This is a genomic window from Achromobacter sp. HNDS-1, from assembly GCF_040084795.1.
GTDB classification, from domain to species: Bacteria; Pseudomonadota; Gammaproteobacteria; order Burkholderiales; family Burkholderiaceae_B; genus Achromobacter; species Achromobacter ruhlandii.
In genome coordinates this window covers 3,746,521-3,769,466 of the sequence record NZ_CP157584.1, presented here as the reverse complement: position 1 = coordinate 3,769,466, position 22,946 = coordinate 3,746,521, and the positions used below count along the sequence as shown (strand labels likewise).

21 protein-coding genes are annotated in these 22,946 nt (G+C 68.0%); 12 read left to right on the top strand and 9 right to left on the bottom strand.

The genetic code is table 11. The features are described from left to right. Positions 1 to 87: 87 nt before the first annotated feature. Both ABFG95_RS17470 and ABFG95_RS17465 read right to left on the bottom strand, forming a co-directional pair. Positions 88 to 645 (bottom strand): hypothetical protein, encoded by a 558-nt coding sequence (locus ABFG95_RS17470; RefSeq protein WP_064526622.1) that lies wholly within the window; start codon positions 643 to 645, stop codon positions 88 to 90. Then, positions 645 to 1,580 (bottom strand): LysR substrate-binding domain-containing protein, encoded by a 936-nt coding sequence (locus ABFG95_RS17465; RefSeq protein WP_049070997.1) that lies wholly within the window; start codon positions 1,578 to 1,580, stop codon positions 645 to 647. The genes ABFG95_RS17470 and ABFG95_RS17465 overlap by 1 nt, the downstream gene beginning before the upstream one ends. A 169-nt stretch (positions 1,581 to 1,749) precedes the next feature. Between ABFG95_RS17465 and gtdA the strand changes: the two genes are divergently transcribed. From gtdA to ABFG95_RS17425, 8 genes are all read left to right on the top strand, one after another. Continuing rightward, a complete protein-coding gene (gene gtdA, locus ABFG95_RS17460; RefSeq protein WP_054419152.1) occupies positions 1,750 to 2,802 on the top strand; it encodes a gentisate 1,2-dioxygenase in 1,053 nt (350 codons plus the stop codon). A gap of 77 nt (positions 2,803 to 2,879) precedes the next feature. Beyond that, the gene (locus tag ABFG95_RS17455; protein WP_063580452.1) at positions 2,880 to 3,578 is read left to right on the top strand and encodes a fumarylacetoacetate hydrolase family protein; all 699 of its coding nucleotides are present in this window, start codon (positions 2,880 to 2,882) and stop codon (positions 3,576 to 3,578) included. Positions 3,579 to 3,590: 12 nt separating this feature from the next. Further along, positions 3,591 to 4,229, top strand: coding sequence for a maleylacetoacetate isomerase (maiA, locus tag ABFG95_RS17450; protein ID WP_049070989.1), 639 nt, complete (start codon positions 3,591 to 3,593; stop codon positions 4,227 to 4,229). After that, complete coding sequence (locus ABFG95_RS17445) at positions 4,226 to 4,624, top strand: chorismate mutase (protein WP_348994812.1); 399 nt, start codon at positions 4,226 to 4,228, stop codon at positions 4,622 to 4,624. Before maiA ends, ABFG95_RS17445 begins: the two co-directional genes overlap by 4 nt. Beyond that, a complete protein-coding gene (locus ABFG95_RS17440; protein WP_054419149.1) occupies positions 4,617 to 5,621 on the top strand; it encodes a tripartite tricarboxylate transporter substrate binding protein in 1,005 nt (334 codons plus the stop codon). The genes ABFG95_RS17445 and ABFG95_RS17440 overlap by 8 nt, the downstream gene beginning before the upstream one ends. An 86-nt stretch (positions 5,622 to 5,707) precedes the next feature. Then, positions 5,708 to 7,060: an FAD-dependent oxidoreductase gene (locus ABFG95_RS17435; protein WP_348994811.1), complete on the top strand. Its 1,353-nt coding sequence runs from the start codon at positions 5,708 to 5,710 to the stop codon at positions 7,058 to 7,060. A 19-nt stretch (positions 7,061 to 7,079) separates the two neighbouring features. Further along, a complete protein-coding gene (locus tag ABFG95_RS17430) occupies positions 7,080 to 8,300 on the top strand; it encodes a 3-hydroxybenzoate 6-monooxygenase (protein ID WP_312487528.1) in 1,221 nt (406 codons plus the stop codon). A gap of 28 nt (positions 8,301 to 8,328) precedes the next feature. Beyond that, complete coding sequence (locus tag ABFG95_RS17425) at positions 8,329 to 9,504, top strand: ABC transporter substrate-binding protein (RefSeq protein WP_175146435.1); 1,176 nt, start codon at positions 8,329 to 8,331, stop codon at positions 9,502 to 9,504. A 101-nt stretch (positions 9,505 to 9,605) separates the two neighbouring features. Here the strand turns inward: ABFG95_RS17425 and ABFG95_RS17420 are convergent, their stop codons facing one another. Next, positions 9,606 to 9,968: a glyoxalase superfamily protein gene (locus ABFG95_RS17420; protein ID WP_049070980.1), complete on the bottom strand. Its 363-nt coding sequence runs from the start codon at positions 9,966 to 9,968 to the stop codon at positions 9,606 to 9,608. An 84-nt stretch (positions 9,969 to 10,052) separates the two neighbouring features. Between ABFG95_RS17420 and ABFG95_RS17415 the strand changes: the two genes are divergently transcribed. Beyond that, the gene (locus ABFG95_RS17415) at positions 10,053 to 10,412 is read left to right on the top strand and encodes a hypothetical protein (RefSeq protein ID WP_054419136.1); all 360 of its coding nucleotides are present in this window, start codon (positions 10,053 to 10,055) and stop codon (positions 10,410 to 10,412) included. A gap of 122 nt (positions 10,413 to 10,534) precedes the next feature. Here ABFG95_RS17415 and ABFG95_RS17410 read toward each other — a convergent pair whose 3' ends face one another. The 5 genes from ABFG95_RS17410 to ABFG95_RS17390 all read right to left on the bottom strand — a co-directional run bounded on the left by ABFG95_RS17410 (position 10,535) and on the right by ABFG95_RS17390 (position 16,056). Continuing rightward, positions 10,535 to 11,551 carry a tripartite tricarboxylate transporter substrate binding protein gene (locus ABFG95_RS17410; RefSeq protein ID WP_059269210.1) on the bottom strand — a complete coding sequence of 339 codons (1,017 nt, stop codon included), beginning with the start codon at positions 11,549 to 11,551 and terminating at the stop codon, positions 10,535 to 10,537. 266 nt (positions 11,552 to 11,817) lie between these two features. Continuing rightward, complete coding sequence (locus tag ABFG95_RS17405) at positions 11,818 to 12,558, bottom strand: amino acid ABC transporter ATP-binding protein (protein ID WP_049070976.1); 741 nt, start codon at positions 12,556 to 12,558, stop codon at positions 11,818 to 11,820. A gap of 60 nt (positions 12,559 to 12,618) precedes the next feature. Continuing rightward, positions 12,619 to 13,722, bottom strand: coding sequence for an amino acid ABC transporter permease (locus ABFG95_RS17400; RefSeq protein WP_059269209.1), 1,104 nt, complete (start codon positions 13,720 to 13,722; stop codon positions 12,619 to 12,621). Between the two features lies 1 nt (position 13,723). After that, positions 13,724 to 14,914: an amino acid ABC transporter permease gene (locus ABFG95_RS17395; RefSeq protein ID WP_054483562.1), complete on the bottom strand. Its 1,191-nt coding sequence runs from the start codon at positions 14,912 to 14,914 to the stop codon at positions 13,724 to 13,726. A gap of 125 nt (positions 14,915 to 15,039) precedes the next feature. Next, positions 15,040 to 16,056 (bottom strand): amino acid ABC transporter substrate-binding protein, encoded by a 1,017-nt coding sequence (locus ABFG95_RS17390; RefSeq protein ID WP_006386905.1) that lies wholly within the window; start codon positions 16,054 to 16,056, stop codon positions 15,040 to 15,042. 316 nt (positions 16,057 to 16,372) lie between these two features. On the opposite strand from ABFG95_RS17390, the gene ABFG95_RS17385 reads away from it, so the two are divergent. The 3 genes from ABFG95_RS17385 (at position 16,373) to cheD (ending at position 19,182) form a co-directional block, all read left to right on the top strand. Beyond that, positions 16,373 to 17,086 (top strand): ATP-binding cassette domain-containing protein, encoded by a 714-nt coding sequence (locus ABFG95_RS17385; protein ID WP_175146433.1) that lies wholly within the window; start codon positions 16,373 to 16,375, stop codon positions 17,084 to 17,086. Continuing rightward, on the top strand, positions 17,083 to 17,991 hold the full coding sequence (locus ABFG95_RS17380; RefSeq protein WP_049070971.1) for a permease-like cell division protein FtsX: 909 nt from the start codon (positions 17,083 to 17,085) through the stop codon (positions 17,989 to 17,991). The genes ABFG95_RS17385 and ABFG95_RS17380 overlap by 4 nt, the downstream gene beginning before the upstream one ends. A gap of 414 nt (positions 17,992 to 18,405) precedes the next feature. Beyond that, positions 18,406 to 19,182: a chemoreceptor glutamine deamidase CheD gene (cheD, locus tag ABFG95_RS17375; protein ID WP_063581831.1), complete on the top strand. Its 777-nt coding sequence runs from the start codon at positions 18,406 to 18,408 to the stop codon at positions 19,180 to 19,182. A 120-nt stretch (positions 19,183 to 19,302) separates the two neighbouring features. Here cheD and ABFG95_RS17370 read toward each other — a convergent pair whose 3' ends face one another. Then, entirely contained in the window at positions 19,303 to 22,914 is a 3,612-nt protein-coding gene (locus tag ABFG95_RS17370) for an indolepyruvate ferredoxin oxidoreductase family protein (RefSeq protein ID WP_348994810.1), read from the bottom strand. Between the last annotated feature and the right edge of the window lie 32 nt (positions 22,915 to 22,946).

Below are 22,946 nucleotides of genomic sequence, written 5' to 3'. Positions count from 1 at the left end.
CGCTGACACGCGCCGGCTGCCTGCGCGCGGATCGCCGCGAGGCATCGGCGCTCCCCCGCCGCCCATCACGCGCACGCAGCCGGCCGCTTACGGCCGCCGCGCCTGCGCCTGCATCACTCGCAACGCCACGCGATAGCCGGCGAACACATAGAACGCATTGCTGTTCATCAGCAGCCACGCGCCGGCGCCGCCCAGCAGCGCGACCACCGGGCCGACCGCGCGCATGTCGCCCTGCGACCAGGCGATCAGGCCCAGCACGCCGGCAGTGGCCAACGCCAGCGCGGTGCGCTTGAGCAGCACCAGCCCCAGGCTGTAGCCGCCCATGAAGGCCACCACGCCGATCGCCAGCGCCAGGGCCGTGACGGCGCAGGCCAGCACCAGCGCGAAGGCCGCCAGCGCCGGGCCGGCCGGGCGCAGCAACAGGCTCAGCAGGCCGATGCCGACACCGATGCCGCCGACCATGGTCAGCACCGCCAGCGCCAGCGGCGACCACAGCCCCGGCGGCGCGGCGCGCGCATCCATCTCGGCGACGAAACGGTGCATGGCCGCGGACGCGTCCGGCGCGCCCGCCTCGTCGCGCAGCGCCGCCTCCAGGCGGCGGCATTGCGCGATCAGCGCATTCAGGCCGGGGCCGGACGGCGCCATCACAGCCTCGTCACGCCCGGCGCGTGTTCGGCCACCGTGTTGCGCAGCGCGGCCATCGCCTCCTGCACGGCGGTCGGCCGGAACGCATCCTCGCGCCAGTACATGGCCACCGAGCCGAAGCCCGACAGCCGCATCGGAATGATGCGCATCGCCTTCATCTGCGTGAAGCGCAGCGCGGCGCGGTGCGAAGCGACGCCGATCATGTCGCTGTTGTTGATCAGCGTGAGATTGATGGTGACCGAATTGGATTCGATATGGTCGGCCGGCGGCGCCTGGCCGGCCGCGGCCAGCGCGGCGTCGACCGCGTTGCGGATCGGCGTGCCCTTGGGCCACAGGATCCAGCGGTATGACAGCAACTCCGGCCAGCCCGGCTGCTCCCGCGCGAACAGCGGATGGCGCGGCCGCGCCACCAGGTGGATCGGCTCCAGGTACAGGGCCTCGAAGCGGATGGCCGGATCGTGATGCTCGGGCGCCGAGCGGCCCACCACGATGTCCAGGTCGCCCTGCGCCAGTTGCGCCAGCAGGCGGTCGGTGGTGCCTTCCACCAGTTTCACGCGGGCCTGCGGCATGCGTTCGAGCAGCTTCATCACCGCCAGCGGCACGGTATCCGACGCCGAGGCGCCGGACGCGCCGATCACCACCCGCCCGCCGCCCCCTTCGCGCAAGGCGGCCATGTCGGCGCTGGCGCGGTCCAGCTGCGCCTCGACCCGCTGCGCGTGCGCGATCAGCACATCGCCGTGCGGCGTCGGCCGCAGGCCGCGCGCATGGCGCTCGAACAGCGGCAGGCCGATGTCGTCTTCCAGATCCTTCAGCCATTTCGACAAGCCCGGCTGGGTCGTGTTGAGCATGGCGGCCGAGTGGCTGATGTTGCGGGTCTGGGCCAGGCTGAGCAGCATTTTCAGATTGCGCAGGCGCAACCGGTGAGTCCAGTCCATGGAGCCCTCTTTTGTCTCTTATCCATATTGTTATTGGTATGGATAATAAGATAATTTCATTTCAAAACACATAGCTCGTTCCGCATAATCGTCTCCATATCAGGCCCCGCCGCGCCCGCCGCGACGGGCCCACAGAAGCCGGCCCCGACGCCGGCCCCAGGAGACAAACATGCCCGACGGTCACCCCCCCGGCGCGGATCGCGCCGCCTATTACGCCCGCATCGCCCAGAAGCACATGGCCCCCCTGTGGGAGTCGCTGCACAACCTGGTGCCGCGCCAACCCGCGCCGCGCTGCGTGCCCGCCATCTGGAAATACGACGAGGTGCGCGACGACGTGCTGGCCTCCGGCTCGCTCATCAGCGCCGAGGAAGCCGTGCGGCGCGTGCTGATCCTGGAGAACCCGGGCCTGCCCGGCCAGGCCAGCATCACGCAGAGCCTGTACGCCGGCCTGCAACTGATCCTGCCGGGCGAGATCGCGCCCAGCCACCGCCACACCCAGTCCGCCCTGCGCTTCATCGTCGAGGGCCGCGGCGCCTACACCGCCGTCAACGGCGAGCGCACCACCATGCATCCGGGCGACTTCATCATCACGCCGTCCTGGACCTGGCACGACCACGGCAACGCCGAGACCGTCGACGGCGGCGAACCGGTGGTCTGGCTGGATGGCCTGGACATCCCGCTGCTGCGCTTCCTGGACGCCGGCTTCGCCGAGAACTATCCGTCCGCCACCCAGCCGGTCACGCGCCCGGAAGGCGACAGCATGGCGCGCTACGGCCACAACATGGCGCCGGTGCGGCATCGCGCCACCAGCGGCACCTCGCCGATCTTCAACTATCCCTACGAGCGCAGCCGCGAGGCGCTGGACGCGCTCTACCGCCACGGCGAGCTCGACCCCTGGGACGGCGTCAAGCTGCGCTACCTGAACCCGGCCACGGGCGGCTATCCCATGCCCACCATGGCCACCTTCATGCAGCTGCTGCCGGCCGGCTTCCAGGGCAAGCCCTATCGCAGCACCGACTCCACCGTCTACAGCGTGGTGGAAGGCCGCGGCATTGCTCGCATCGGCGACGCCGAATTCCATTTCGGCCCGCGCGACGTGTTCGTGGCGCCGTCGTGGCAGCCGGTGCAGCTGGCGGCGCTGGAAGACGCCACCCTGTTCAGCTATTCCGACCGCCCGGTGCAGGACGCGCTGGGCCTGTGGCGCGAAGAACGCACCGCCTGAAGGCGGCTCCCTCCCATCATTTCCATTCCGGCCAGGGCCCGCGCGGGCCCCGGCGCCGCATTCCAGAAAGGTGACCCATGTCTTTTGTGTTTGATCCCGCCGCCCCCGTTGCCGTGCCCGTCGCCGGCAGCCAGGACAGCTTCCCGGTGCGCCGCGTCTATTGCGTCGGCCGCAACTACGCCGCCCACGCCCGCGAAATGGGCTTCGATCCCGACCGCGAACCGCCCTTCTTCTTCTGCAAGCCGGCCGACGCCGTGGTGCCGGTGGCCGAGGGCAGCACGCTGTCGCTGCCCTACCCGCCCGAGACCGCCAACCTGCATTACGAGATCGAGCTGGTCGCGGCCATCGGCAAGGGCGGCGCCAACATCGCGGTCGAATCCGCGCTGGAACACGTGTGGGGCTACGCCGTCGGCCTGGACATGACGCGCCGCGACCTGCAGATGAAGATGCGCGAGGCCGGCCGCCCCTGGGAACTGGGCAAGGCCTTCGACCAGAGCGCGCCGATCGGTCCACTGGTGCCCGCCGCACAGGCCCGCGACATCCACCGGGCCGGCATCTGGCTGCAGGTCAACGGCGCCGACAAGCAACGCAGCGACATCGGCAAGCTGATCTGGTCCGTTGCCGAAACCATCGCCTATCTGTCCCGGTACTTCCGCCTCGAAGCGGGCGACCTGATCTATACCGGCACGCCGGAAGGCGTGGGCCCGGTGGTGCGCGGCGACACGATGGTCGGCGGCGTCGACGGCCTGGGCACGCTGAGCGTGCGGATCGCCTGAGGAAACCCGCCCATGCAACTGCACAGCTTCTTCAACAGCTCCACCTCGTACCGCGTGCGCATCGCGCTGGCGCTCAAGGGCCTGCCGTTCGACGTCGTGCCGGTGAACCTGCGCAAGCAGGAACAGCGCGCCGCCGATTACGTCGCGCGGAATCCGTCGGCCGGCGTGCCGCTGCTGACCGACGGCGATTTCCAGCTGTCGCAATCGCTCGCCATCATCGACTACCTGGACGCCACCCACCCCGAGCCGCGCCTGATCCCGGCCGCGCCGCGCGAACGCGCCCGCGTGCTGGAGCTTTCCAACGCCATCGCCTGCGACATCCATCCGGTCAACAACATGCGCATCCTGCGCTATCTGCAGGAAGAGCTGGGCGCCACCGACGCGCAGAAGAATGCCTGGTATCACCACTGGATCCGCGAAGGCCTGACCGCGGTCGAATCCCTGTTGACGCGCCATGGCCACGGCGCCTATTGCTTTGGCGACGCGCCGACGCTGGCGGACTGCTGCGTCGTGCCGCAGGTCGCCAACGCCCAGCGCATGGGCTGCGACCTGTCGGCCTACCCGCGCCTTGTAGGCGTCTACGAACATTGCCTCGCGCAACCCGCCTTCCAGCAGGCCGCGCCCGCCAACCAACCGGACTACATCAAGTGAACTCGCAAGCTTCCCCGGGCCAGGAGCCCGACACCCTGGGCGCGCCGCTGCGCGAATACACCGATCCGGCCTACCGCCCGCTGTGCGCCAACCTGGCCGAAGTGCGCGCCAACATCGACCGCCTGGACGACGAGATCGTGCGCCTGATGGCCGAGCGCGCCATGTACGTCAAGGACGCCGCGCGCTTCAAGCGCGACGCCTTCCAGGTCAGCGCGCCGGCGCGCCAGGCCGAGGTATTCGAGAAAGTGCGGCGCCTGGCCGAGCGCCACAACCAGGGCTTCGAGAACCTGGACCAGGTGGTGGACGCCGCCTACCGCGCCATGGTGGCGGCCTTCATCGCCAATGAGCAGACCTATTTCAACAATATGAAGATCGCGGGAGACAAGCATGCATAAGCCCTCAACCCTGGCGCGGGCGCGCGCTTTGACGGCGCGCGCGCTGGCGCTGGGACTGGTGGCCCTGGCGCCGCTGGGCGCGGCGCAGGCCGCCGACGCCTGGCCGTCGCAGCCGCTCAAGGCGCTGGTGCCGTTCGGTCCGGGCTCCAGCCCCGACCAGGTGGCGCGCATCGTCGGCGAGAAAGCCGGCGCCATCCTCGGCCAGACCGTGGTGGTGGAGAACAAACCGGGCGCCAGCGGCAACATCGGCACCTTCGCCATCGCCAACGCCAAGCCCGACGGCTACACCTTCGGCGTCTCGATCACCGGCCCGCTGGTGAACAACACGCTGCTGTTCGACAAGCTGCCCTACGCGCCCGCCACCGACCTGGCGCCGCTGACGCTGGCGGTGCACCAACCCAACGTGCTGGTGGTGCCGGCCAACTCCGGCATCGACAACGTCGGCCAATTGCTGGAAGCGCTCAAGAAGAACCCGGACAAGTACAACTTCCCCTCGCCGGGCGCCGGCACCGTCTCGCACCTGGCGGTGGAACTGTTGCTGCAGCGGATCGGCGCGCGCGCCACGCACGTGCCGTATCCATCGTCGCCGGCCGCGCTGACTTCGCTGCTGTCGGGCGACACGCAGTTCGCCGCGCTGCCGCCGATCGCGGTCATGAGCATGGTCAAGGACGGCCGCCTGAAGGCGCTGGCCGTGACCTCGTCCAAGCGTTCCACGCTGCTGCCCGAGATCCCCACGCTGGCCGAAGTCGGCGTGCCCGGCATCGAGGGCTCGGCCTGGATCGGCTTCGTGATTTCGTCCAAGGTGCCCGCCGACATCCAGAAGAAGCTGTCGGACGCGCTGATCCAGGCGATCCGCGACCCCGAGGTGGTCAAGCGCCTGCAGGCGCAGTTCATGGATCCGGTGGGCAGCACACCGGCCGAGTTCCGCGCCTACATGGACGATGAGCTCAAGCGCTGGGAACCGCTGATCACCAAGCTCGGCATCAAGGGCCAATAAGCAGGCCTGTGAACGGGCGGCCTCGCCGCCCGGCATTTCGCATTTCGCAACACCAGACAGTCAAGCAGGACAGCAAGGAGACAAGCATGACCCTCACCGAACCCGCCCGCCAGGTGCCGCTCTACGGCGAATACGACGTCGTCGTGCTGGGCGGCGGCCCCGCCGGCATCCTAGCGGCCGCCAGCGCCGCCCGCAACGGCGCCAGCGTGCTGCTGGTGGAACGCTATGGCTTTCTCGGCGGCATGGGCACGGCGGCGGGCGTCTCCAACTTTTGCGGCCTGCACGCCAACGTGCGCGGCGCCATCCGCCAGGTGGTGCACGGCATGACGGACGAGCTGCTGGACCGCATGCGCGCGCTGGACGGCCTGAACGACCCGCACCTGATCCTGGGCAAGATCCACGCCCAGGCCTACGACATCTCGGCCTTCAAGTGCGCCGCCGACGGCATGGTGCAGGACAGCGGCGCAAAAATACTGTTCCACGCATTGGCCACCGGCCTGGCGCGCGACGCCGCCGGCAATGTCGACGCGCTGTTCCTGGAGACCAAGTCCGGCCGCTGCGCGGTGCGCGGCAAGGTCTTCATCGACTGCTCGGGCGACGCCGACATCGCGCAATGGGGCGGCCTGCCGTTCGAAAAGGGCGACGCGCACGGCCACCTGCTCTACCCCACGCTGATGTTCAAGGTCGGCAACGTCGACGGCGCCCGCGCCCAGGAGGCCTGGAAGACCATTCCCCAACTGATGGACCAGGCCGCCGCCAGCGGCGAATTCACTTTCCCGCGGCGCGGCGCCATCGTGCGGCCGCAAAAGCATGACTACGAGTGGCGCGTCAACGTCACGCAACTGGCCAACGCCGACGGCAGCGCGGCCGACGGCACCGACGCCGCCTCGCTCTCGGCCGGCGAGCTGGAAGGCCGCCGCCAGATCACCGAATACCTGAAGTTCCTGCGCGCCAAGGTGCCGGGCTTTGAGAACGCCTATGTGCTCGACATCGCGCCGCAGCTCGGCATCCGCGAAACCCGCCGCATCGTCGGCGAGGCCATGCTGACCAAGGAGGACGTGCTGGGCTGCGCCGACTTCGAGGACAGCATCGGCGTGAACGGCTGGCCGCTGGAAATGCACACCGCCGGCGACGTGCAATGGCTGTGGCCGCCGATTCCCGAATCGCGCGGCTACAACCAGCTGCCGTTCCGCATGATGGTGCCGCGCCGCGGCCCCGGCGTGGCCGGCAACGTGCTGGTGGCCGGCCGCTGCGCCTCGATGACGCACGAAGGCCAGTCGGCCGCCCGCGTCAGCGGCAGCTGCTTTGTCATGGGCGAGGCCGCCGGCACCGCGGCCGCCATGGCGCTGCGCGGCGGCCACGCGCCCGCCGACGTGCCGGTGGCGGCGCTGCAGGCGCAGCTGCAACGGCAAGGCGCCTTCCTCGGCCGCCAAGAATGAACACGCAAGGAACCTGGCAATGAATGCAACCCCCGCAAAGAACCCGCCCCAATCCGTCATCGTCGTGGGCGGCGGCATCGGCGGCCTGGCCGCGGCGCTGGCGCTGACGCGCCAGGGCATCGCCGTGCAGTTGCTGGAACAGGCCGCGCACATCGGCGAGATCGGCGCCGGCATCCAGCTCGGCCCCAACGCCTTCGCCGCGCTCGATGCGCTGGGCGTGGGCGCCACGGCGCGCCAGCGCGCGGTGTTCACCGACCACATCATCATGATGGACGCGGTCGACGCGCGCGAAGTGGTGCGCATCGACACCGGCGAGGCCTTCCGCGAACGCTTCGGCGGCCCCTACGCCGTGATCCACCGCGCCGACATCCACCTGTCCATCCTGGAAGCGGTGCAGCAGAACCCGCTGATCCGCTTTCGCACCTCGACGCAGATCGCCAGCGTCGCGCAGGACGGCAAGCGCGTGGAAGTCACGGATACCGAAGGCAACCGCTACCAGGCCGACGCGGTGGTGGGCGCCGACGGCGTCAAGTCCGTGATCCGCGAACACCTGATCGGCGATCCGCCGCGCGTGACCGGCCACGTGGTCTACCGCGCCGTGGTCGAGCGCGACAACATGCCCGAGGAACTGCGCATCAACGCGCCAGTGCTGTGGGCCGGCCCGCACTGCCACCTGGTGCACTACCCGCTGCGCGGCGGCCAGCAATACAACCTGGTGGTGACCTTCCACAGTCGCGAGCAGGAGCAATGGGGCGTGCGCGAAGGCAGCAAGGAGGAAGTGCTGTCGTACTTCCAGGGCATCCACCCGCGCCCGCACCAGATGCTCGACCGCCCCACGTCGTGGAAGCGCTGGGCCACCGCCGACCGCGAGCCGGTCGAACAGTGGGGCCAGGGCCGCCTCACCATCCTGGGCGACGCCGCCCACCCGATGACCCAGTACATGGCCCAGGGCGCCTGCATGGCGCTGGAAGACGCGGTGACCTTGGGCGAGGCCGTCAAGCGCTGCGACCACGACCTGGAAGCCGCCTTCCGCCTGTACGAATCGGTGCGCATCCCGCGCAGCGCGCGCGTGGTCTGGTCGACCCGCGAAATGGGCAGGCTCTATCACGCGCGCGGTGTCGAACGCACCGTGCGCAACATGCTGTGGACCGGCCGCGGCCAGTCCCAGTTCTACGACGCGTTGCAGTGGCTCTACGGCTGGAAGGTGGAGAACTGTCTCGCGGGACCCATCCAGCCATAAAAAAAAGCAGGCACAGGAGGAGACAACCATGACGACACGCATCACCCGCGGCGGCGCCGCGCTGCTGCTGGCACTGGCCGCCGGCGGCATCCAGGCCCAGCAGAAACCCGTGGACATCGGCTTCATCGGCACGCTGTCCACGCCGGCCGGCTACATCGGCGAGGACGAGCGCGACGCCTTCATGCTGGCGGTCAAGGAAGGCGGCGGCAAGCTCGGCGGCGTGCCGGTCAACGTGCGCGTGGAGGACGACGCGCTCAAGCCGGCCAACGCCAAGCAGATCGCCGACAAGATGGTGCAGGGCGGCGTGCGCCTGTTCACCGGCGTGAACTTCTCCAACGTCATGGCGGCGGTCGGGCCGACGGTGCTCAACGCCGGCGGCTTTTACGTCAGCCTGAACGCCGGTCCCTCCAACTACGCCGGCAAGGCCTGCAACCCCAACTACTTCGCCGTCGCCTTCCAGAACGACTCGTACGCCGACACCGCCGGCATCGCCGCCAACGAGTTGGGCGCCAAGCGCGTCGTCGTCATGGCGCCGAACTACCAGGCCGGGCGCGACGCCGTCGCCGGCTTCAAGCGCACCTACAAGGGCGAGATCGCCGAGGAGATCTACACCAAGCTCGAACAGGCCGACTTCTCGGTCGAGCTGGCGCGCATCCGCTCGCTCAACCCGGACGCCATCTTCCAGTTCCACCCGGGCGGCGCCGGCATCAACCTGACCAAGCAATACGCCAACTCCGGCCTGGCCGACAAGATCAAGATGATCACGCCCATCTACTCGATGGACGAACGCATGCTGGCCGCCACCGGCACCGCCGGCAAGGGCTTCTACCTGAGTTCGCTGTGGAGCGCGGACCTGGACAACCCGCAGAACAGGCACTTCGTCGAGGCCTTCACCAAGGCCTACAACCGCGCGCCCACCGCCTATGCGGCGCAGGCCTACGACACCGCCAACCTGATCGCCTCGGGCCTGAAGGCCGTGGACGGCGACATCACCGGCAAGGCCGACGCGTTCCGCGACGCGCTGCGCCGCGCCGACTTCCCCAGCGTGCGCGGCAAGTTCAAGTTCGGCCCCAACCAGCATCCGGTGCAGGACTGGTATCTGCTGCACATCGAGGCCGGCGCGGACGGCAAGCTGGTCTACAGGAATCTCAAGGTCATCGCCCGCGACCACACCGACGTGCACGCGGCCGACTGCAAGATGTAGCCGCCGAGGACCTGGCGTCGCGGATCCGCCGGGAACGCTGGAGCGCGCGCGGCGCTACCTGGACGTGTGCGCCACGCGCCCGGGTAGCGCGGCCCGCGGACTCAGTCTTGCGATTCGCAGAACGTCAGGCGGTTGCCGAACGGGTCGGTGACCTTCAGCAGCCGGCCCCAGGGCGCATCCTCGACGCCCGGGCGGGCGTAGCCGTATTGCTTGCCGATCAGCTCGGCCTGGTAATCGTCAACGCCGGTGGTACGCACGAAGATGGCCGCGCCCGGCGTGGCATCGCCGTAGTGCTCGCTCAGGTGCAGCACCAGCTCGCCCCGATGCACCTGCGCGTACAGCGGCAGGCCCGGTTCGAAGCGATGTTCCCAGTCCCACTCGAAGCCGAGGAAATCCAGGTAGAACTCGCGCGCCTTCTCGACCGAAAAGATGCGCAGGATGGGAATGGCGGGGGACAAATGCATGATCAGGCCTTAGTATTCAAGGGGTCGCGCAGGCTGACCATCGTGCATGCGCGCATCTTGCCAGCATAAATCAAACCGCTCGCCATGCCCGACGCCCAAGCCGCATCCTGGAAACACCTGCCCGCGCCGAAGAAGCGCGCCAAGCTGCCGTTCGACGCCGTCTACACGGCCGAGCAATACGCGCGGCTGCGCCAGGGGCGCATCCCCGCGGAGATGGAAGACAAGTGGTTCATCTACCTGGATGATGGCGTGCTGCGTTTTCATCGCAGCTGGACCGGCATCTGGATCTACGCCCTGCGGCTGGACGCCGTGGGCGACCAGTGGCGCGCGCATGACGCCTGGGTGAACCGCGAGGCCGACCAGTACGGCTGCACCGACCTGGAAACCGACCGCAAGCTGCTGGCGCGGCTGGTGGACGGCCTGCTGGCCGCACCGCGCGGATAACCACAAGACAGGAACAAAGCGCGAGGGCCGCGATCGCGGCCCCCGGCGGATGCATCGCCCGCTCGCGGCGGGCGTCATGCGGACAGGCGCGTTCCCGACAGAACGCGCCAGGCGCGCCGGCCTCAGTTCAGGCTGGCGCCGGAGATCTTCACGATCTCCTGGTACTTGGCCTTCTCGTTCTTGACGAACTCGGCGAAGGCTTCGGGCGTCATGGGCGGCGCTTCCGAACCCATGGTCAGCAGGCGCTGCTTGACGTCGGGCTGCTGCATCGCTTCCGCGTAGGCCTTGTTCAGCTTGGCCACCACCGGCGCCGGCGTGCCGCCAGTCGTGAAGACGCCGAACCAGGTGCCCAGGTCGAAGCCCTTGATGCCCGACTCTTCCACCGTCGGCACGTCGGCCAGCAGCGACGAGCGCTTGGCCGTGGTCACGGCCAGCGCCTTGACCTTGCCGTCCTTGATCAGCGGAGCCGAGGCCGCCAGGTTGTCGAACATGAAGTCCGATTGGCCCGACAGCAGCGCCAGCTGCGCCGGGGCCGCGCCCTGGTAGGGAATGTGCTCGACGTTGATGCCGGCGCGCGCCTTGAGCAGCTCGCCCGACAGGTGGCCGGCGCTGCCGTTGCCGCCGGAACCGTAGTTCAGCTTGCCCGGATTCTTCTTGGCGTACTCGATCAGGTCAGACAGCTTCTCGATCTTGTTCTTGGCGGCGAACTCGACGTTCATCACCAGCACGTTCGGCACCGACGCCACGATGGTGACCGGGGCGAAGTCCTTCACCGGGTCATAGGGCAGGTTGGCGAACAGCCAGGGGTTGATGGCGTGGGTCGCGACGGCGCCCATCACCAGGGTGTAGCCGTCGGCCGGGGCCTTGGCCACCAGGTCGGCGCCGATGTTGCCGCCGGCGCCCGAGCGGTTTTCCACCACGACGGGTTGGCCGAGCGAGCCGCGCACCTTCTCGGCCAGCATGCGGGCCATGGTGTCGAGCGGGCCGCCGGGCGGGTAAGGCACCACGAAGCGCAGCGGCTTGGTGGGGAAATCGGTGTTCTGCGCCAGCGCGGGCGCGCCCAGGGTCAGCGTGGCGGCCAGGGCCGCGGCGCCGCCCAGCAGGACGCGGCGCATCGCGCCGCGGGGGGTCTGTTTCATCTGGTTTGCTCCTCTCATTGCATCGATGGCGGTCGGTAGCATACCGCAGCGGGGTGAACGGCGTAACAAAGGGCTACCGGGAGAACCGAGCGCTTTTCCCGTGAACGGCGCGCCCCGGCCGACTGGAAACAACGTGCGCCGGCCACCCCGGCGTGCTCGGCGCTTTCCCTTTCGCGCCGCCTCGCCAACGGCCGACGCCTAAAAAAAAGCCGCCTTCCAGGGAAGGCGGCTCCGGTTGGGGTCGCGGCGCGCGGCGGCGCCCGGCCTCAATGCAGGATCTGGCTCAGGAACAGCTTGGTGCGCTCGTTCTGCGGGTGGTCGAAGAACTCGTCCGGGCTGTTCTGCTCGATGATCTCGCCGCGGTCCATGAAGATGACGCGGTTGGCGACCTTGCGCGCGAAGCCCATTTCGTGGGTCACGCACAGCATCGTCATGCCGCTTTCCTGGGCCAGGTTGACCATCACGTCCAGCACTTCCTTGACCATTTCCGGGTCCAGCGCCGAGGTCGGCTCATCGAACAGCATGATCTTGGGGCTCATGCACAGCGAACGGGCGATGGCCACGCGCTGCTGCTGGCCGCCCGAGAGCTGGCCGGGGAATTTCTTGGCCTGGTCCGGGATGCGCACGCGTTCCAGGTATTTCATGGCCGTGGCCTCGGCTTCGGCGCGCGGCTTCTTCAAGACCCACATCGGGCCCAGCGTCAGGTTCTCCAGCACCGTCAGGTGCGGGAACAGGTTGAAGTGCTGGAACACCATGCCGACGTCCTTGCGGATGGTCTCGATGTGCTTGAGGTCGTTGGTGAGCTCCGTGCCGTCCACGATGATGTGGCCTTTCTGGTGCTCTTCGAGCCGGTTGATGCAGCGGATCATGGTGGACTTGCCCGAGCCGGACGGCCCGCACACCACGATGCGCTCACCCGGCGCCACGTCCAGGTTGATGTTGCGCAGCACGTGGAACTGGCCGTACCACTTGTTCACGTCCTGCAGTCGAATGATGGCATCAGACATGCCTGTACTCCCGTAAATATCGCGTTGCGGGCCCGCCCGTGGCGGGCCCGCGGCAAGGTTCTATCGTGCGTGACCGGTGGCCAGACGTTTTTCCAGCGCCTGGCTGTATTTGGACATGGAGAAGCAGAAGACGAAGTAGATCAGCGAGATGAATAGATACGCCTCCACCCCGAATCCGCGCCATGCCGCGTCGGACAGGGCCGCCTTGGCCGCCAGCGTCAGGTCGAAGATGCCGATGATTACCACCAGCGACGTGTCCTTGAACAGCGCGATGAAAATGCTGACCAGCGGCGGGATCACGATCTTGAGCGCCTGCGGCAGGATGATCTTGCGCATCTGCTGCCAGTAGTTCAGGCCGAGCGAGTCGGCGCCTTCGTACTGGCCCTTGGGGATCGCCTGCAACCCGCCGCGCACCGTTTCGGCGATGTACGCGGCCGCGAACATGATGATCGCGATCTGCGCGCGCAGCAGCTTGTCGATGGAGAAGCCTTCGGGCAGGAACAGCGGCAGCATCACCGACGACATGAACAGCAGGCTGATCAGCGGCACGCCGCGGATCAGCTCGATGTACACGACGCACAGCGCCTTGATGGCCGGCATCTTCGAGCGCCGGCCCAGGGCCAGCAGCACGCCGATCGGGAAGGCGAAGGCGATGCCGAACGTCGACAGGATCAGCGTCAGCGGCAGGCCGCCCCAGCGCGCGTTCTCGACGTAGGTCAGGCCCAGCACGCCGCCCCACATCAGGATCGCCACGGCGGTCAGGCCGACGGTCCAGATGATGGCGAGCTTCCAGTTCCAGAAACGACGGATGCCGCTGCACACGATCACGGCGACCAGGATGATGGTCGCGATCAGCGGCCGCCATTGCTCGTCGTACGGATAGGTGCCGAACAGGATCAGCCGGTGCTTCTCGATGATGAAGGCCCAGCAGGCCCCGCCCACCGAGGCGCGGCATTCCTGCGCGTTGGCGGCGGTGAAGTTGGCCTTGATGAAGGCCCACTCGACCAGCGCCGGCACCGACATCAACAGGAACCACGCCAGCAGCACCGTGATCAGGATGTTCAGCGGCGAGGAAAACAGGCGCGAGCGCAGCCACGCCCACGCGCCGACATGGGTCTTGGGCGGCGGCAGCCCTTCACTGGGGATATGCGTAGTGCTGCTCATATCAACGCTCCACCAGCGCGATGCGCTTGTTGTACCAGTTCATGAAGATCGAGATCGACAGGCTGACCGTGAGGTACGCGCCCATGATGATGAGAATGCCCTCGATGGCCTGCCCGGTCTGGTTCAGCGTGGTGTTGACCACCGACACGATGTCCGGGTAACCGATGGCCACGGCCAGCGAGCTGTTCTTGGTGAGGTTGAGGAACTGGCTGGTCATCGGCGGGATGATCACGCGCAGCGCTTGCGGCAGCACCACCAGGCGCAGCACCTGCTTGCGGCGCAGGCCCAGGGCCCCGGCCGCTTCCCATTGGCCATTGTTGACCGCCTGGATGCCCGAGCGCACCACTTCGGCGATGAAGGCCGAGGTGTAGATCACCAGGCCCGCCAGCAGCGCGGCGAACTCCGGCGACAGCGTCAGGCCGCCGCTGAAGTTGAAGCCCTTCAGCTCCGGCATGTCCAGCGTCAACGAAGCGCCGCTGACCAGCCAGCCGACGATCGGCAAGCCGATCAGCAGGCCGATGGCGGCGCGGCCCAGCGGGAACACGTGGCCGGTGGCTTCCTGGCGCTTCTTGCCCCAGTGGCCCAGGAACAGGATGGCGACGATGGCCAGGCCCAGGCCGGCCAGCATCCAGTCGAGCGAGTTGCCCTCCAGCGCCGGCACCTTCAGGCCCCGGTTGGAGATGAACACGCCCGGCAGCGGGTTGTGCGCCTGGCGCGGACCCGGCATGTTCTCGGTGATCAGCGCATACCAGAAGAACAGCTGCAGCAGCAGCGGCACGTTGCGCATCACTTCGACGTAGACCGAGGTGATCTTGGCCACGAGCCAGTTCTTGGACAGCCGGCCGACGCCGATCAGCGTGCCGAGGATGGTCGCCAGCACGATGCCGAGCACGGCCACGCGCAGCGTGTTGAGCAGGCCCACCCAGATGGCGCGGCCATACGTGTCGGCGGGGGTATAGGCGATGGGCGTTTCGCCGATGGCGAAGCCGGCCTCGCGTTGCAGGAAACCGAAGCCCGTGGCGATGTTGCGCACGGACAGGTTGTGAAGCGTGTTTGAAACCAGGAACCACACCGCCAGGGCGACGGCGGCCAGTGCGATCACTTGATAGACCACGGCGCGCACGCCGGGATCGTTCCAGTTCAGACGCCGGGGGGGTGCCGAAATCGGGGCGTTTTTGTTGGGAGTCGTCATGAATGAATCTACAGAAGTCGGACACCGGGCGGCTGGCCCGAAAGACCGCGCCGCCCACTCCTGCCGCCCGCTCGAAGGCGGGCTAGGCATGGCGCCACGCGGACGCCATGCCGGGCAGCCGTGTGTTAGCGCACCGGCCAGCCGTACATCAAGCCGCCTTGCTTGTAGCTGGCGTTCAGGCCGCGCTCCAGCTTCATCGCGCTGCTCTTGCCGAGCGTGGCTTCGAAGCTTTCGCCGTAGTTGCCGACCTGCTTGATGATGTTATACGCCCACTTGTCGTCCACGCCCAGGTTCTTGCCCATGCCCGGGGTCACGCCCAGGATGCGCTGGATGTTGGGATTGGTGCTCTTGGTCATTTCATCGACGTTCTTGGACGTGATGCCGTATTCCTCGGCTTCCAGCATCGCGTTCAGCGACCAGCGGATCACGTTGAACCATTGCTCGTCGCCCTGGCGCACCATGGGGCCCAGCGGCTCCTTGGAGAAGTCTTCCGGCAGGATGATGTACTTGTCCGGATTCTCCAGCGTGGTGCGGGTCGAGGCCAGCTGCGACTTGTCGGTCGTGAAGGCATCGCAACGGCCGGCCGAGAAGGCGCGGATGATTTCGTCGTACTTGTCGATCACGACGGGCTTGAATTCGATCTTCTGGCCACGGAACCAGTCGGCCAGGTTCAGCTCGGTGGTGGTGCCCGGCTGCACGCAGATGGTGGCGCCGTTCAGTTCCTTGGCGCTCTTGACGTTCAGGTCCTTCGAGACCATGACGCCCTGGCTGTCGTAGTAGTTCACGCCCACGCCGATCAGGCCCAGGGTGGTGTCGCGCGTCAGCGTGACGGTGGTGTTGCGGGTCAGCACGTCCACTTCGCCCGATTGCAGGGCGGTGAAACGCTGCTGCGTGTTCAGCGGCGTGACCTTGAACTTGCTGGCGTCGCCGAACATGGTGGCGGCGACGGCGCGGCACAGATCAACGTCCAGGCCCTTGTATTCACCCTTGCTGTCCGCGATCGAGAATCCCGGAATGCCGGTCGAAACGCCGCATTGGACAAACCCTTTTTTCTTGACGTTATCGAAGGTCGCACCCGCATTGGCAGCCGCGGACGCAGCGAACAGGGCGGTGCCAATGGCAGCGAGTTTCAGTACTTTCATCTTGATCTCCGTAGGGGTGTTGCGAAGCCGAACGCAAGGCCGGGTTGGGCTTTACGCATGGGGCGGATGGTAGCGTCCGCAAAGCGGCCTCCGCATCCGGGAATTCCCTTGAAATATAGGGACACTGGATGAAATCAAACGGGGTTTGGCACCAAAAACGGGGACGATCTTAAATCCGCGAAGAACGTGTCCAACTGGTCACCTTTCCCGGCCCGATGCCGTCACATCGGGACACTTTTTCCCGCGTGCGCGCCACGCCGTTTTAGGCCAGCTTACTGTCCCCGAGTTACTATTGCGGCTTCATCCGACAGCCGCCATGATCGAATTCCAGCACGTCTTCAAATCGTATGGCCGCGGCCGCAATATCCTGGCCGACATCAACTTCCGCGTCAGCGCGGGAGAGTTCGTTTTCGTGTCCGGCCCGTCCGGCGCCGGCAAGTCCACCCTGCTCAAGCTGATCGGCGGGCTCGAGCCCGCCAGCCGCGGCTCGATCCAGGTCAACGGCCAGCGGCTCGACAAGCTGCCCGCCCGCGCCCGGCCTTACCTGCGCCGCGCTGTCGGCGTGATCCTGCAGGACACCCACCTGCTGTTCGATCGCAGCGCCTTTGAAAACGTGATGCTGCCGCTGGCGGTCACCGGCCACCCGCGCGACTCGGCCGCCGCGCGCGCCCGCGCCGCGCTGGACAAGGTCGGCCTGTCGGGCAAGGAAGACCTCAACCCCATCGAACTGTCGGGCGGCGAGCAGCAGCGCCTGGCGATCGCGCGCGCCATCGTCAACCGGCCCGCCATCCTGATCGCCGACGAACCCACCGCCAACCTCGACCACGACAACGCCCAACGCATCATGAATGTGTTCCGCGACTTCAACCGCGTCGGCGTCACCACGCTGATCGCCTCGCACGACCAGGAACTCATGGCGCGCTACGCCACCCGCACCCTGCGCATCGACCCGGGCAAGTTCGCCGATTCGCACGGCCCGGCCACGCCGCCGGCCGATGCCGGCCACGGCATCGCCGGAGAACCGGCATGAACGCCTGGCTGCGGCAGCATCGCTATGCCCTCATGGTCACCCTGCGCCGGCTGCTCAAGCAGCCGTTCTCCTCGCTCGCCAACCTGCTGGTGATGGCGCTGGCGCTGGCCCTGCCGCTGCTGGGCAGCGCCATCCTGGTGTCGGTGCAGCCGGTGGCGCGGCAGATGTCCGTCACCCCCGAGGTCACCGTCTTCCTGCGGGTCGACGCGCCGGCCGGCGCCGCCGCCGACATCGCCAAGCGCATCCAGGGCGAGTACGCCAGCGACGTGCGCGCGGTGCGCGTGGTTGGCCGCGACGACGCCCTGGCCGACCTGCGCGCCAATCCCGCCTGGCAGCAGGCGCTGGCCGTGCTGCCCGGCAATCCCCTGCCCGACGCGGTGGTGGTGACGCTGGCCGACGGCGAAGATCTGGCCGGCCGCGCCGACAAGCTGGCGCGCGCCTGGAAGCAATGGGACCAGGTGGATCTGGTGCAGCTGGACAGCGCCTGGGTCCAGCGCCTCGAGGCCATCCTGCGCTTCGCCCGCATCGGCCTGGGCTTCCTGGCCGCCTGCGTGGCGGTGGTGGTGCTGGCCACGGTATTCAACACGGTGCGCATGCAGGCGTTGTCACAGCGCGAAGAGATCGCCGTGGCACGGCTGGTGGGCGCCACCGAGTCGTTCGTGCGGCGGCCCTTCCTGTACCTGGGCGCGCTGTCCGGCGCCCTGGCCTCGCTGCTGGCCATCGGCGTGGCGGCGGTGGCGCTGTCGCCGCTGAACAACGCCCTGCTCGGCCTGGCCCGCAGTTATGGGGCTGAATTCGCCTTGCATTTGCCCGGCGCCCCCGTGCTGCTGGCGGCCATCGTCGCCTCGGCCGCCCTGGGCGCGCTGTCGGCGCGCTGGTCCGTTACGCGCAGCACGCGCTTCTGAAAGGCATCGGTCTTCGTCCGATTTCCCTGAAGACCGATCCGCCTAAAGCCACGTATAGCCCCCGTTCGTCCCCGTGATCCGGGGAACGGCCGCGTCCCGCCGTGGGTACGATGGCTGCACCTGCCCCGTCGTGGCCCCATCCGGCCCGGCGCCGGGATCGTGGCACCCGCATGGGGCGCTCCGCTTCGGAGCCCCTGGGGCGCGCCAGGACAGGCGCCGAAAGGCTCGCGCCGCGTGCAAACCACCATATTTTTCAGGGACATAACAAAGTTGCGGTTACACAGGTTTTCACCCCATTTCAGGACAAATGTGTAAGAATAAAGCGACATGTTTTTACATATTTTGAAACGTTTTCCGTCCTACCGAGCGCCGCCTTCGTGTTCCAACCGTTGTCCTTGCCCTTGATTCCGCCCCATGGTCGCCCGTCTTGAAGCCCGCGCGACGCGCCACTATTTCGATAGCGCGTTCCAGTCCCAGGCGGTGAAAGTACTCCCCAACGAGTACTACGTCACCGACGAAGACATCATGATCTCGACCGTGCTCGGTTCGTGCGTGGCCGCCTGCATCCACGACCCGGTCAACGGGGTCGGCGGCATGAACCACTTCATGCTGCCCGAGGGCGACATGCAGTCGCCCGCCTCGGCCACCATGCGCTATGGCGCCTTCGCCATGGAAGTGTTGATCAACGAACTGCTCAAGGCCGGCGCGGTGCGCGACCGCCTCGAGGCCAAGGTGTTCGGCGGCGGCGCGGTGCTGTCGGCCATGCAGCAGATGAACATCGGCGAACGCAACGGCCAGTTCGTGCTGAACTACCTGCGCACCGAAGGCATCCCGGTCAAGGCCCAGGACCTGGGCGACGTGCACGCCCGCCGCATCAACTATTTCCCGCGCGACGGCCGCGTGATGGTGCGCAAGATGGCGCCGCACCACCAGCGCGCCGAAGAAATCATCGCCAAGCGCGAACAGGCCGCCGCCGAAAGCGTGCAGGCCAAGACCCAGAGCCCGCCGCGCGTCGAACGCTTCGCGCGTCCCGGCGTGGAACGCTTCGACCGCCCCGCCACGCGCCCAGGCGTGGAGCGCTTCGATCGTCCTGGCGTCGAGCGTTTCGATCGCCCTGCCTCGCGTCCCGGCGTCGAACGCTTCGACACCGGCGTCACCCGCCGCCGCAAGCCCGAGACCGCGGGCGGCTGATCCGCGTCAACGGCCGAAGCTGGCGCGGCGTTGGCTGGACGGCACACCCGGCCGCCGCAGGAAACTTCGCGCAAGCCGCGATAAAAGGCCACGGCCTTGAGCGGCACCGGCCCGCGTGTCTCACGCCGCCCGCGCGCCGCCGATCGACACCACGCTGGCGCTGAAGTCCTTGAGCAGCGCCTCGCGCCGCGCGGCGGCCTTCTCCATCGCCGCCTCCTTCACGTGGCCGTAGCCGCGGATCTCCTCCGGCACGCTGGCCAGGGCGACCGCGCGATCCAGGTTGCCGCGATTGAGCTTGGACAGGATCGCGCTCAGCGTCTCGCGATACTCGCGCGCCAGCTCGCGCTCGGCGCGGCGCTCGCGGGTGTAGCCGAACGGATCGAAGCGCGTGCCGCGCAGGCGCTTCATGCGCGCCAGCAGGCGGAACACCCGCAGCATGCCGGGACCGTAGGCCTTCTTGACCAGATGGCCGTCCGCGCCGCGCCGCGCGAACAGCGGCGGCGCCAGATGGAAGCGCAGCTTCCAGTCGCCCTCGAACTGCTCGCCAATGCGCTTGAGGAACTCCCCGTCCGTGTACAGCCGCGCCACCTCGTACTCGTCCTTGTAGGCCAGCAGCTTGAAGTAGTAGCGCGCCACCGCCAGCGCCAGGCGCTGGGTGCCGGTGGCCTCGCGCTCGGCGTGCGCCACCTTGTCCACCAGGTCGGTGTACTGCTTGGCGTAAGCCGCGTCCTGGTACTGCGTCAGGAACGCGCGGCGCGTTTCGACCAGGCGCGCCAGCTCGCCGGCCGGCTTCTTCAGTTCCGCCACGGGTTGGGCCACGCGCGGCCGGCGGATCTCGATGATGCCCTCCGGATGCGCGGGCGCGCCGCCGCTTGCCAGCAGGCGCGTCACGCCGGCCAGGTCATGCGCCGCGCGGCGGCCCCAGGCGAACGCCGCCAGGTTGTTGGGCACCTGCTGGCCGTTCAGTTCGATGGCGCGCAGCAAGGACTCGCGCGACAGCGGCAGCCAGCCCTTCTGGTAGGCGTAGCCCATCATCAGCGGGTTGGAATAGATGGCGTCGCCCAGCAGGCCCACGGCCAGCGCCGACGCGTCCACCATGTGCAGGTTGTCCTTGCCGCAGGCGGCCTGCAGGTCGGCCGTCAGGTTGGCGCCCGGCAGCGTCCAGTCGGGATTGGTCACGAATGCCGCGGTGGGCGCGGTGTCGCTGTTGAGCAGCGCGCGCGAGCGGCCTGGACGCAGCCGCGCCATGGCGTCGGCGCTGGTGGCCACCACCAGGTCGCCGGCCAGCATCAGGTCGGCCTCGCCCATCGCCACGCGCGTGTTCATCAAGTGGTCCGGCGTCTGCGCCAGCACCACGTGCGAATACACCGCGCCGCCCTTCTGCGCCAGGCCGGCCATGTCCAGCACCGAACAGCCCTTGCCTTCCAGGTGCGCGGCCATGCCCAGCAACTGGCCGATGGTGACCACGCCGGTGCCGCCGACGCCGGCGATGAACACGCCATAGGCCTGCGCCAGCGCCGGCAGCGCCGGTTGCGGCACGTCGTCGTCGACCGCGCCTTCCGGCGCCAGCGCGCGCGGCCTGCGCAGCTTGCCGCCTTCCACCGTGACGAAGCTGGGGCAGAAGCCCTTCAGACAGGAGAAGTCCTTGTTGCAGCTGGACTGGTTGATGGCGCGCTTGCGGCCGAACTCGGTCTCCAGCGGTTCCACCGACAGGCAGTGCGATTTCTGCGAACAGTCGCCGCAGCCTTCGCACACGCGCTCGTTGATGACCACGCGCCGCGCCGGATCGGGATAGGCGCCGCGCTTGCGGCGGCGGCGCTTCTCGGTGGCACAGGTCTGGTCATAGATCAGCACCGATACGCCGGGGTGCTCGCGCAACTCGCGCATCACCGCGTCCAGCTCGTCGCGGTGTTTCACCGGCACGCCCGGCGCCATGCCGGCCATGCCCTGGTATTTCTCCGGCTCGTCGGTCACTACCACGATCTTGTCGATGCCCTCGGCCGCCACCTGGCGGCTGATCATCGGCACGCTGATGGGGCCGTCCACCGGCTGCCCGCCGGTCATGGCCACCGCGTCGTTGAACAGGATCTTGTAGGTGATCGGCGCCTTGGCCGCCACCGCCGCGCGGATCGCCAGCAGGCCGGAATGGAAGTAGGTGCCGTCCCCAAGGTTGGCGAACACGTGCTTCTCTTCGGTGAACGGCGCCTGTCCCAGCCACGGCACGCCCTCGCCGCCCATCTGTGTGTACACCTGCGTGTTGCGGCCCATCCAGGTGACCATGTAATGGCAGCCGATGCCGGCCATGCCGCGCGAGCCTTCCGGCACCCGTGTCGAGGTATTGTGCGGACACCCCGAACAGAACCACGGCTTGCGGTCTTCCACCACGCGCGGGCGCGCCAGCGCCTGTTCGCGATCGGCGATGAAGGCCAGGCGCGCCTCGATGCCGGCGCGCACGTCGGCCGGCAATTCGAAGCGCAGCAGGCGCGCGGCGATGGCCTTGGCCACCATCGCCGGCGAAAACTCGTAGTGCGCCGGCAGCAGCCAGTTGCCCTGCGGCACCGCCCACTCGCCGCCATCCTTGTCGTCGAACTTGCCGACCACGCGCGGGATCTTCTTGCCGCTGCCGATCCAGCTGAACAGTTCTTCCTTCAACTGGTATTCCAGCACCTGGCGCTTTTCCTCGACCACCAGGATCTCGTCCAGGCCATCGGCGAAGCGCGCCATGCCGGTGGACTCCAGCGGCCACACCATGCCCACCTTGAACAGCCGCAGGCCGATGCGCTGGCACACCGCCTCGCTCAACCCCAGGTCGGACAGCGCCTGGCGCGTGTCCAGGTAGGCCTTGCCCGAGGTCATGATGCCAAAGCGCGCGTCGCGCGCCGGCACCTGCCACAGTTCGCGGTTCAGTTTGTTGGCGCGGGCGTAGGCCAGCGCCGCGTACAGCTTGTAATCCAGCAGCCGCGCTTCCTGCTGCAAAGGCGTGTCCGGGATGCGGATGTTCAGGCCGTCCGGCGGCAGCTGGAAATCCCCGGGCAGCACGATCTGCACACGGTACGGATCCACGTCCACCGAGGCCGACACTTCGACGATGTCGGTGATGCACTTCATGCCGACCCAGACGCCGGCATAGCGGCTCATGGCCCAGCCGTGCAGGCCGTAGTCCAGCACTTCCTGCACGCTGGAGGGGAACAGCGCCGGGATCATGCAGGCCTTGAGGATGTGGTCGCTCTGGTGCGGCAGCGTCGACGACTTGGCCGGATGGTCATCGCCGGCCACCACCAGCACGCCGCCGTGCGGCGACGTGCCGGCGGCGTTGGCGTGCTTGAACACGTCGCCGCAGCGGTCCACGCCCGGCCCCTTGCCGTACCACATGCCGAACACGCCGTCGTACTTGGCGCCCGGGAACAGGTTGACCTGCTGCGTGCCCCACACCGCGGTGGCCGCCAGGTCCTCGTTGATGCCCGGCTGGAACTCGACGTGGTGCGCCTTCAGGTACTTGGCCGCCTTCCACATGTTCTGGTCGACCCCGCCCAGCGGCGAGCCCCGGTAGCCCGACACGAACCCGGCCGTGTTCAGCCCCGCGCGCAGGTCGCGCAGCCGCTGCATCATCGGCAGGCGCACCAGGGCATGGATGCCGCTCATCCAGGCGCGGCCGCTTTCCAGGGTGTATTTGTCGTCCAGCTGGACGGATTCGAGCGCCGCGCGCAGCGCGGGCGTGAGGGGGGCATTCATGTCTACTCCGAGGGTCGTGGAACGCCCGCGGC

Excerpts from the sequence above, each read along its gene's own strand:
- ABFG95_RS17385 (WP_175146433.1), top strand. The coding sequence starts at position 16,373 with ATGATCGAATTCCAGCACGTCTTCAAATCGTATGGCCGCGGCCGCAAT.
- ABFG95_RS17395 (WP_054483562.1), bottom strand. The coding sequence starts at position 14,914 with ATGACGACTCCCAACAAAAACGCCCCGATTTCGGCACCCCCCCGGCGT.
- ABFG95_RS17470 (WP_064526622.1), bottom strand. The coding sequence starts at position 645 with ATGGCGCCGTCCGGCCCCGGCCTGAATGCGCTGATCGCGCAATGCCGC.
- cheD (WP_063581831.1), top strand. The coding sequence starts at position 18,406 with ATGGTCGCCCGTCTTGAAGCCCGCGCGACGCGCCACTATTTCGATAGC.
- ABFG95_RS17425 (WP_175146435.1), top strand. The coding sequence starts at position 8,329 with ATGACGACACGCATCACCCGCGGCGGCGCCGCGCTGCTGCTGGCACTG.
- maiA (WP_049070989.1), top strand. The coding sequence starts at position 3,591 with ATGCAACTGCACAGCTTCTTCAACAGCTCCACCTCGTACCGCGTGCGC.
- ABFG95_RS17370 (WP_348994810.1), bottom strand. The coding sequence starts at position 22,914 with ATGAATGCCCCCCTCACGCCCGCGCTGCGCGCGGCGCTCGAATCCGTC.
- ABFG95_RS17420 (WP_049070980.1), bottom strand. The coding sequence starts at position 9,968 with ATGCATTTGTCCCCCGCCATTCCCATCCTGCGCATCTTTTCGGTCGAG.
- ABFG95_RS17380 (WP_049070971.1), top strand. The coding sequence starts at position 17,083 with ATGAACGCCTGGCTGCGGCAGCATCGCTATGCCCTCATGGTCACCCTG.
- ABFG95_RS17390 (WP_006386905.1), bottom strand. The coding sequence starts at position 16,056 with ATGAAAGTACTGAAACTCGCTGCCATTGGCACCGCCCTGTTCGCTGCG.
- ABFG95_RS17455 (WP_063580452.1), top strand. The coding sequence starts at position 2,880 with ATGTCTTTTGTGTTTGATCCCGCCGCCCCCGTTGCCGTGCCCGTCGCC.
- ABFG95_RS17465 (WP_049070997.1), bottom strand. The coding sequence starts at position 1,580 with ATGGACTGGACTCACCGGTTGCGCCTGCGCAATCTGAAAATGCTGCTC.
- ABFG95_RS17410 (WP_059269210.1), bottom strand. The coding sequence starts at position 11,551 with ATGAAACAGACCCCCCGCGGCGCGATGCGCCGCGTCCTGCTGGGCGGC.
- gtdA (WP_054419152.1), top strand. The coding sequence starts at position 1,750 with ATGCCCGACGGTCACCCCCCCGGCGCGGATCGCGCCGCCTATTACGCC.
- ABFG95_RS17405 (WP_049070976.1), bottom strand. The coding sequence starts at position 12,558 with ATGTCTGATGCCATCATTCGACTGCAGGACGTGAACAAGTGGTACGGC.
- ABFG95_RS17430 (WP_312487528.1), top strand. The coding sequence starts at position 7,080 with ATGAATGCAACCCCCGCAAAGAACCCGCCCCAATCCGTCATCGTCGTG.
- ABFG95_RS17400 (WP_059269209.1), bottom strand. The coding sequence starts at position 13,722 with ATGAGCAGCACTACGCATATCCCCAGTGAAGGGCTGCCGCCGCCCAAG.
- ABFG95_RS17440 (WP_054419149.1), top strand. The coding sequence starts at position 4,617 with ATGCATAAGCCCTCAACCCTGGCGCGGGCGCGCGCTTTGACGGCGCGC.
- ABFG95_RS17435 (WP_348994811.1), top strand. The coding sequence starts at position 5,708 with ATGACCCTCACCGAACCCGCCCGCCAGGTGCCGCTCTACGGCGAATAC.
- ABFG95_RS17415 (WP_054419136.1), top strand. The coding sequence starts at position 10,053 with ATGCCCGACGCCCAAGCCGCATCCTGGAAACACCTGCCCGCGCCGAAG.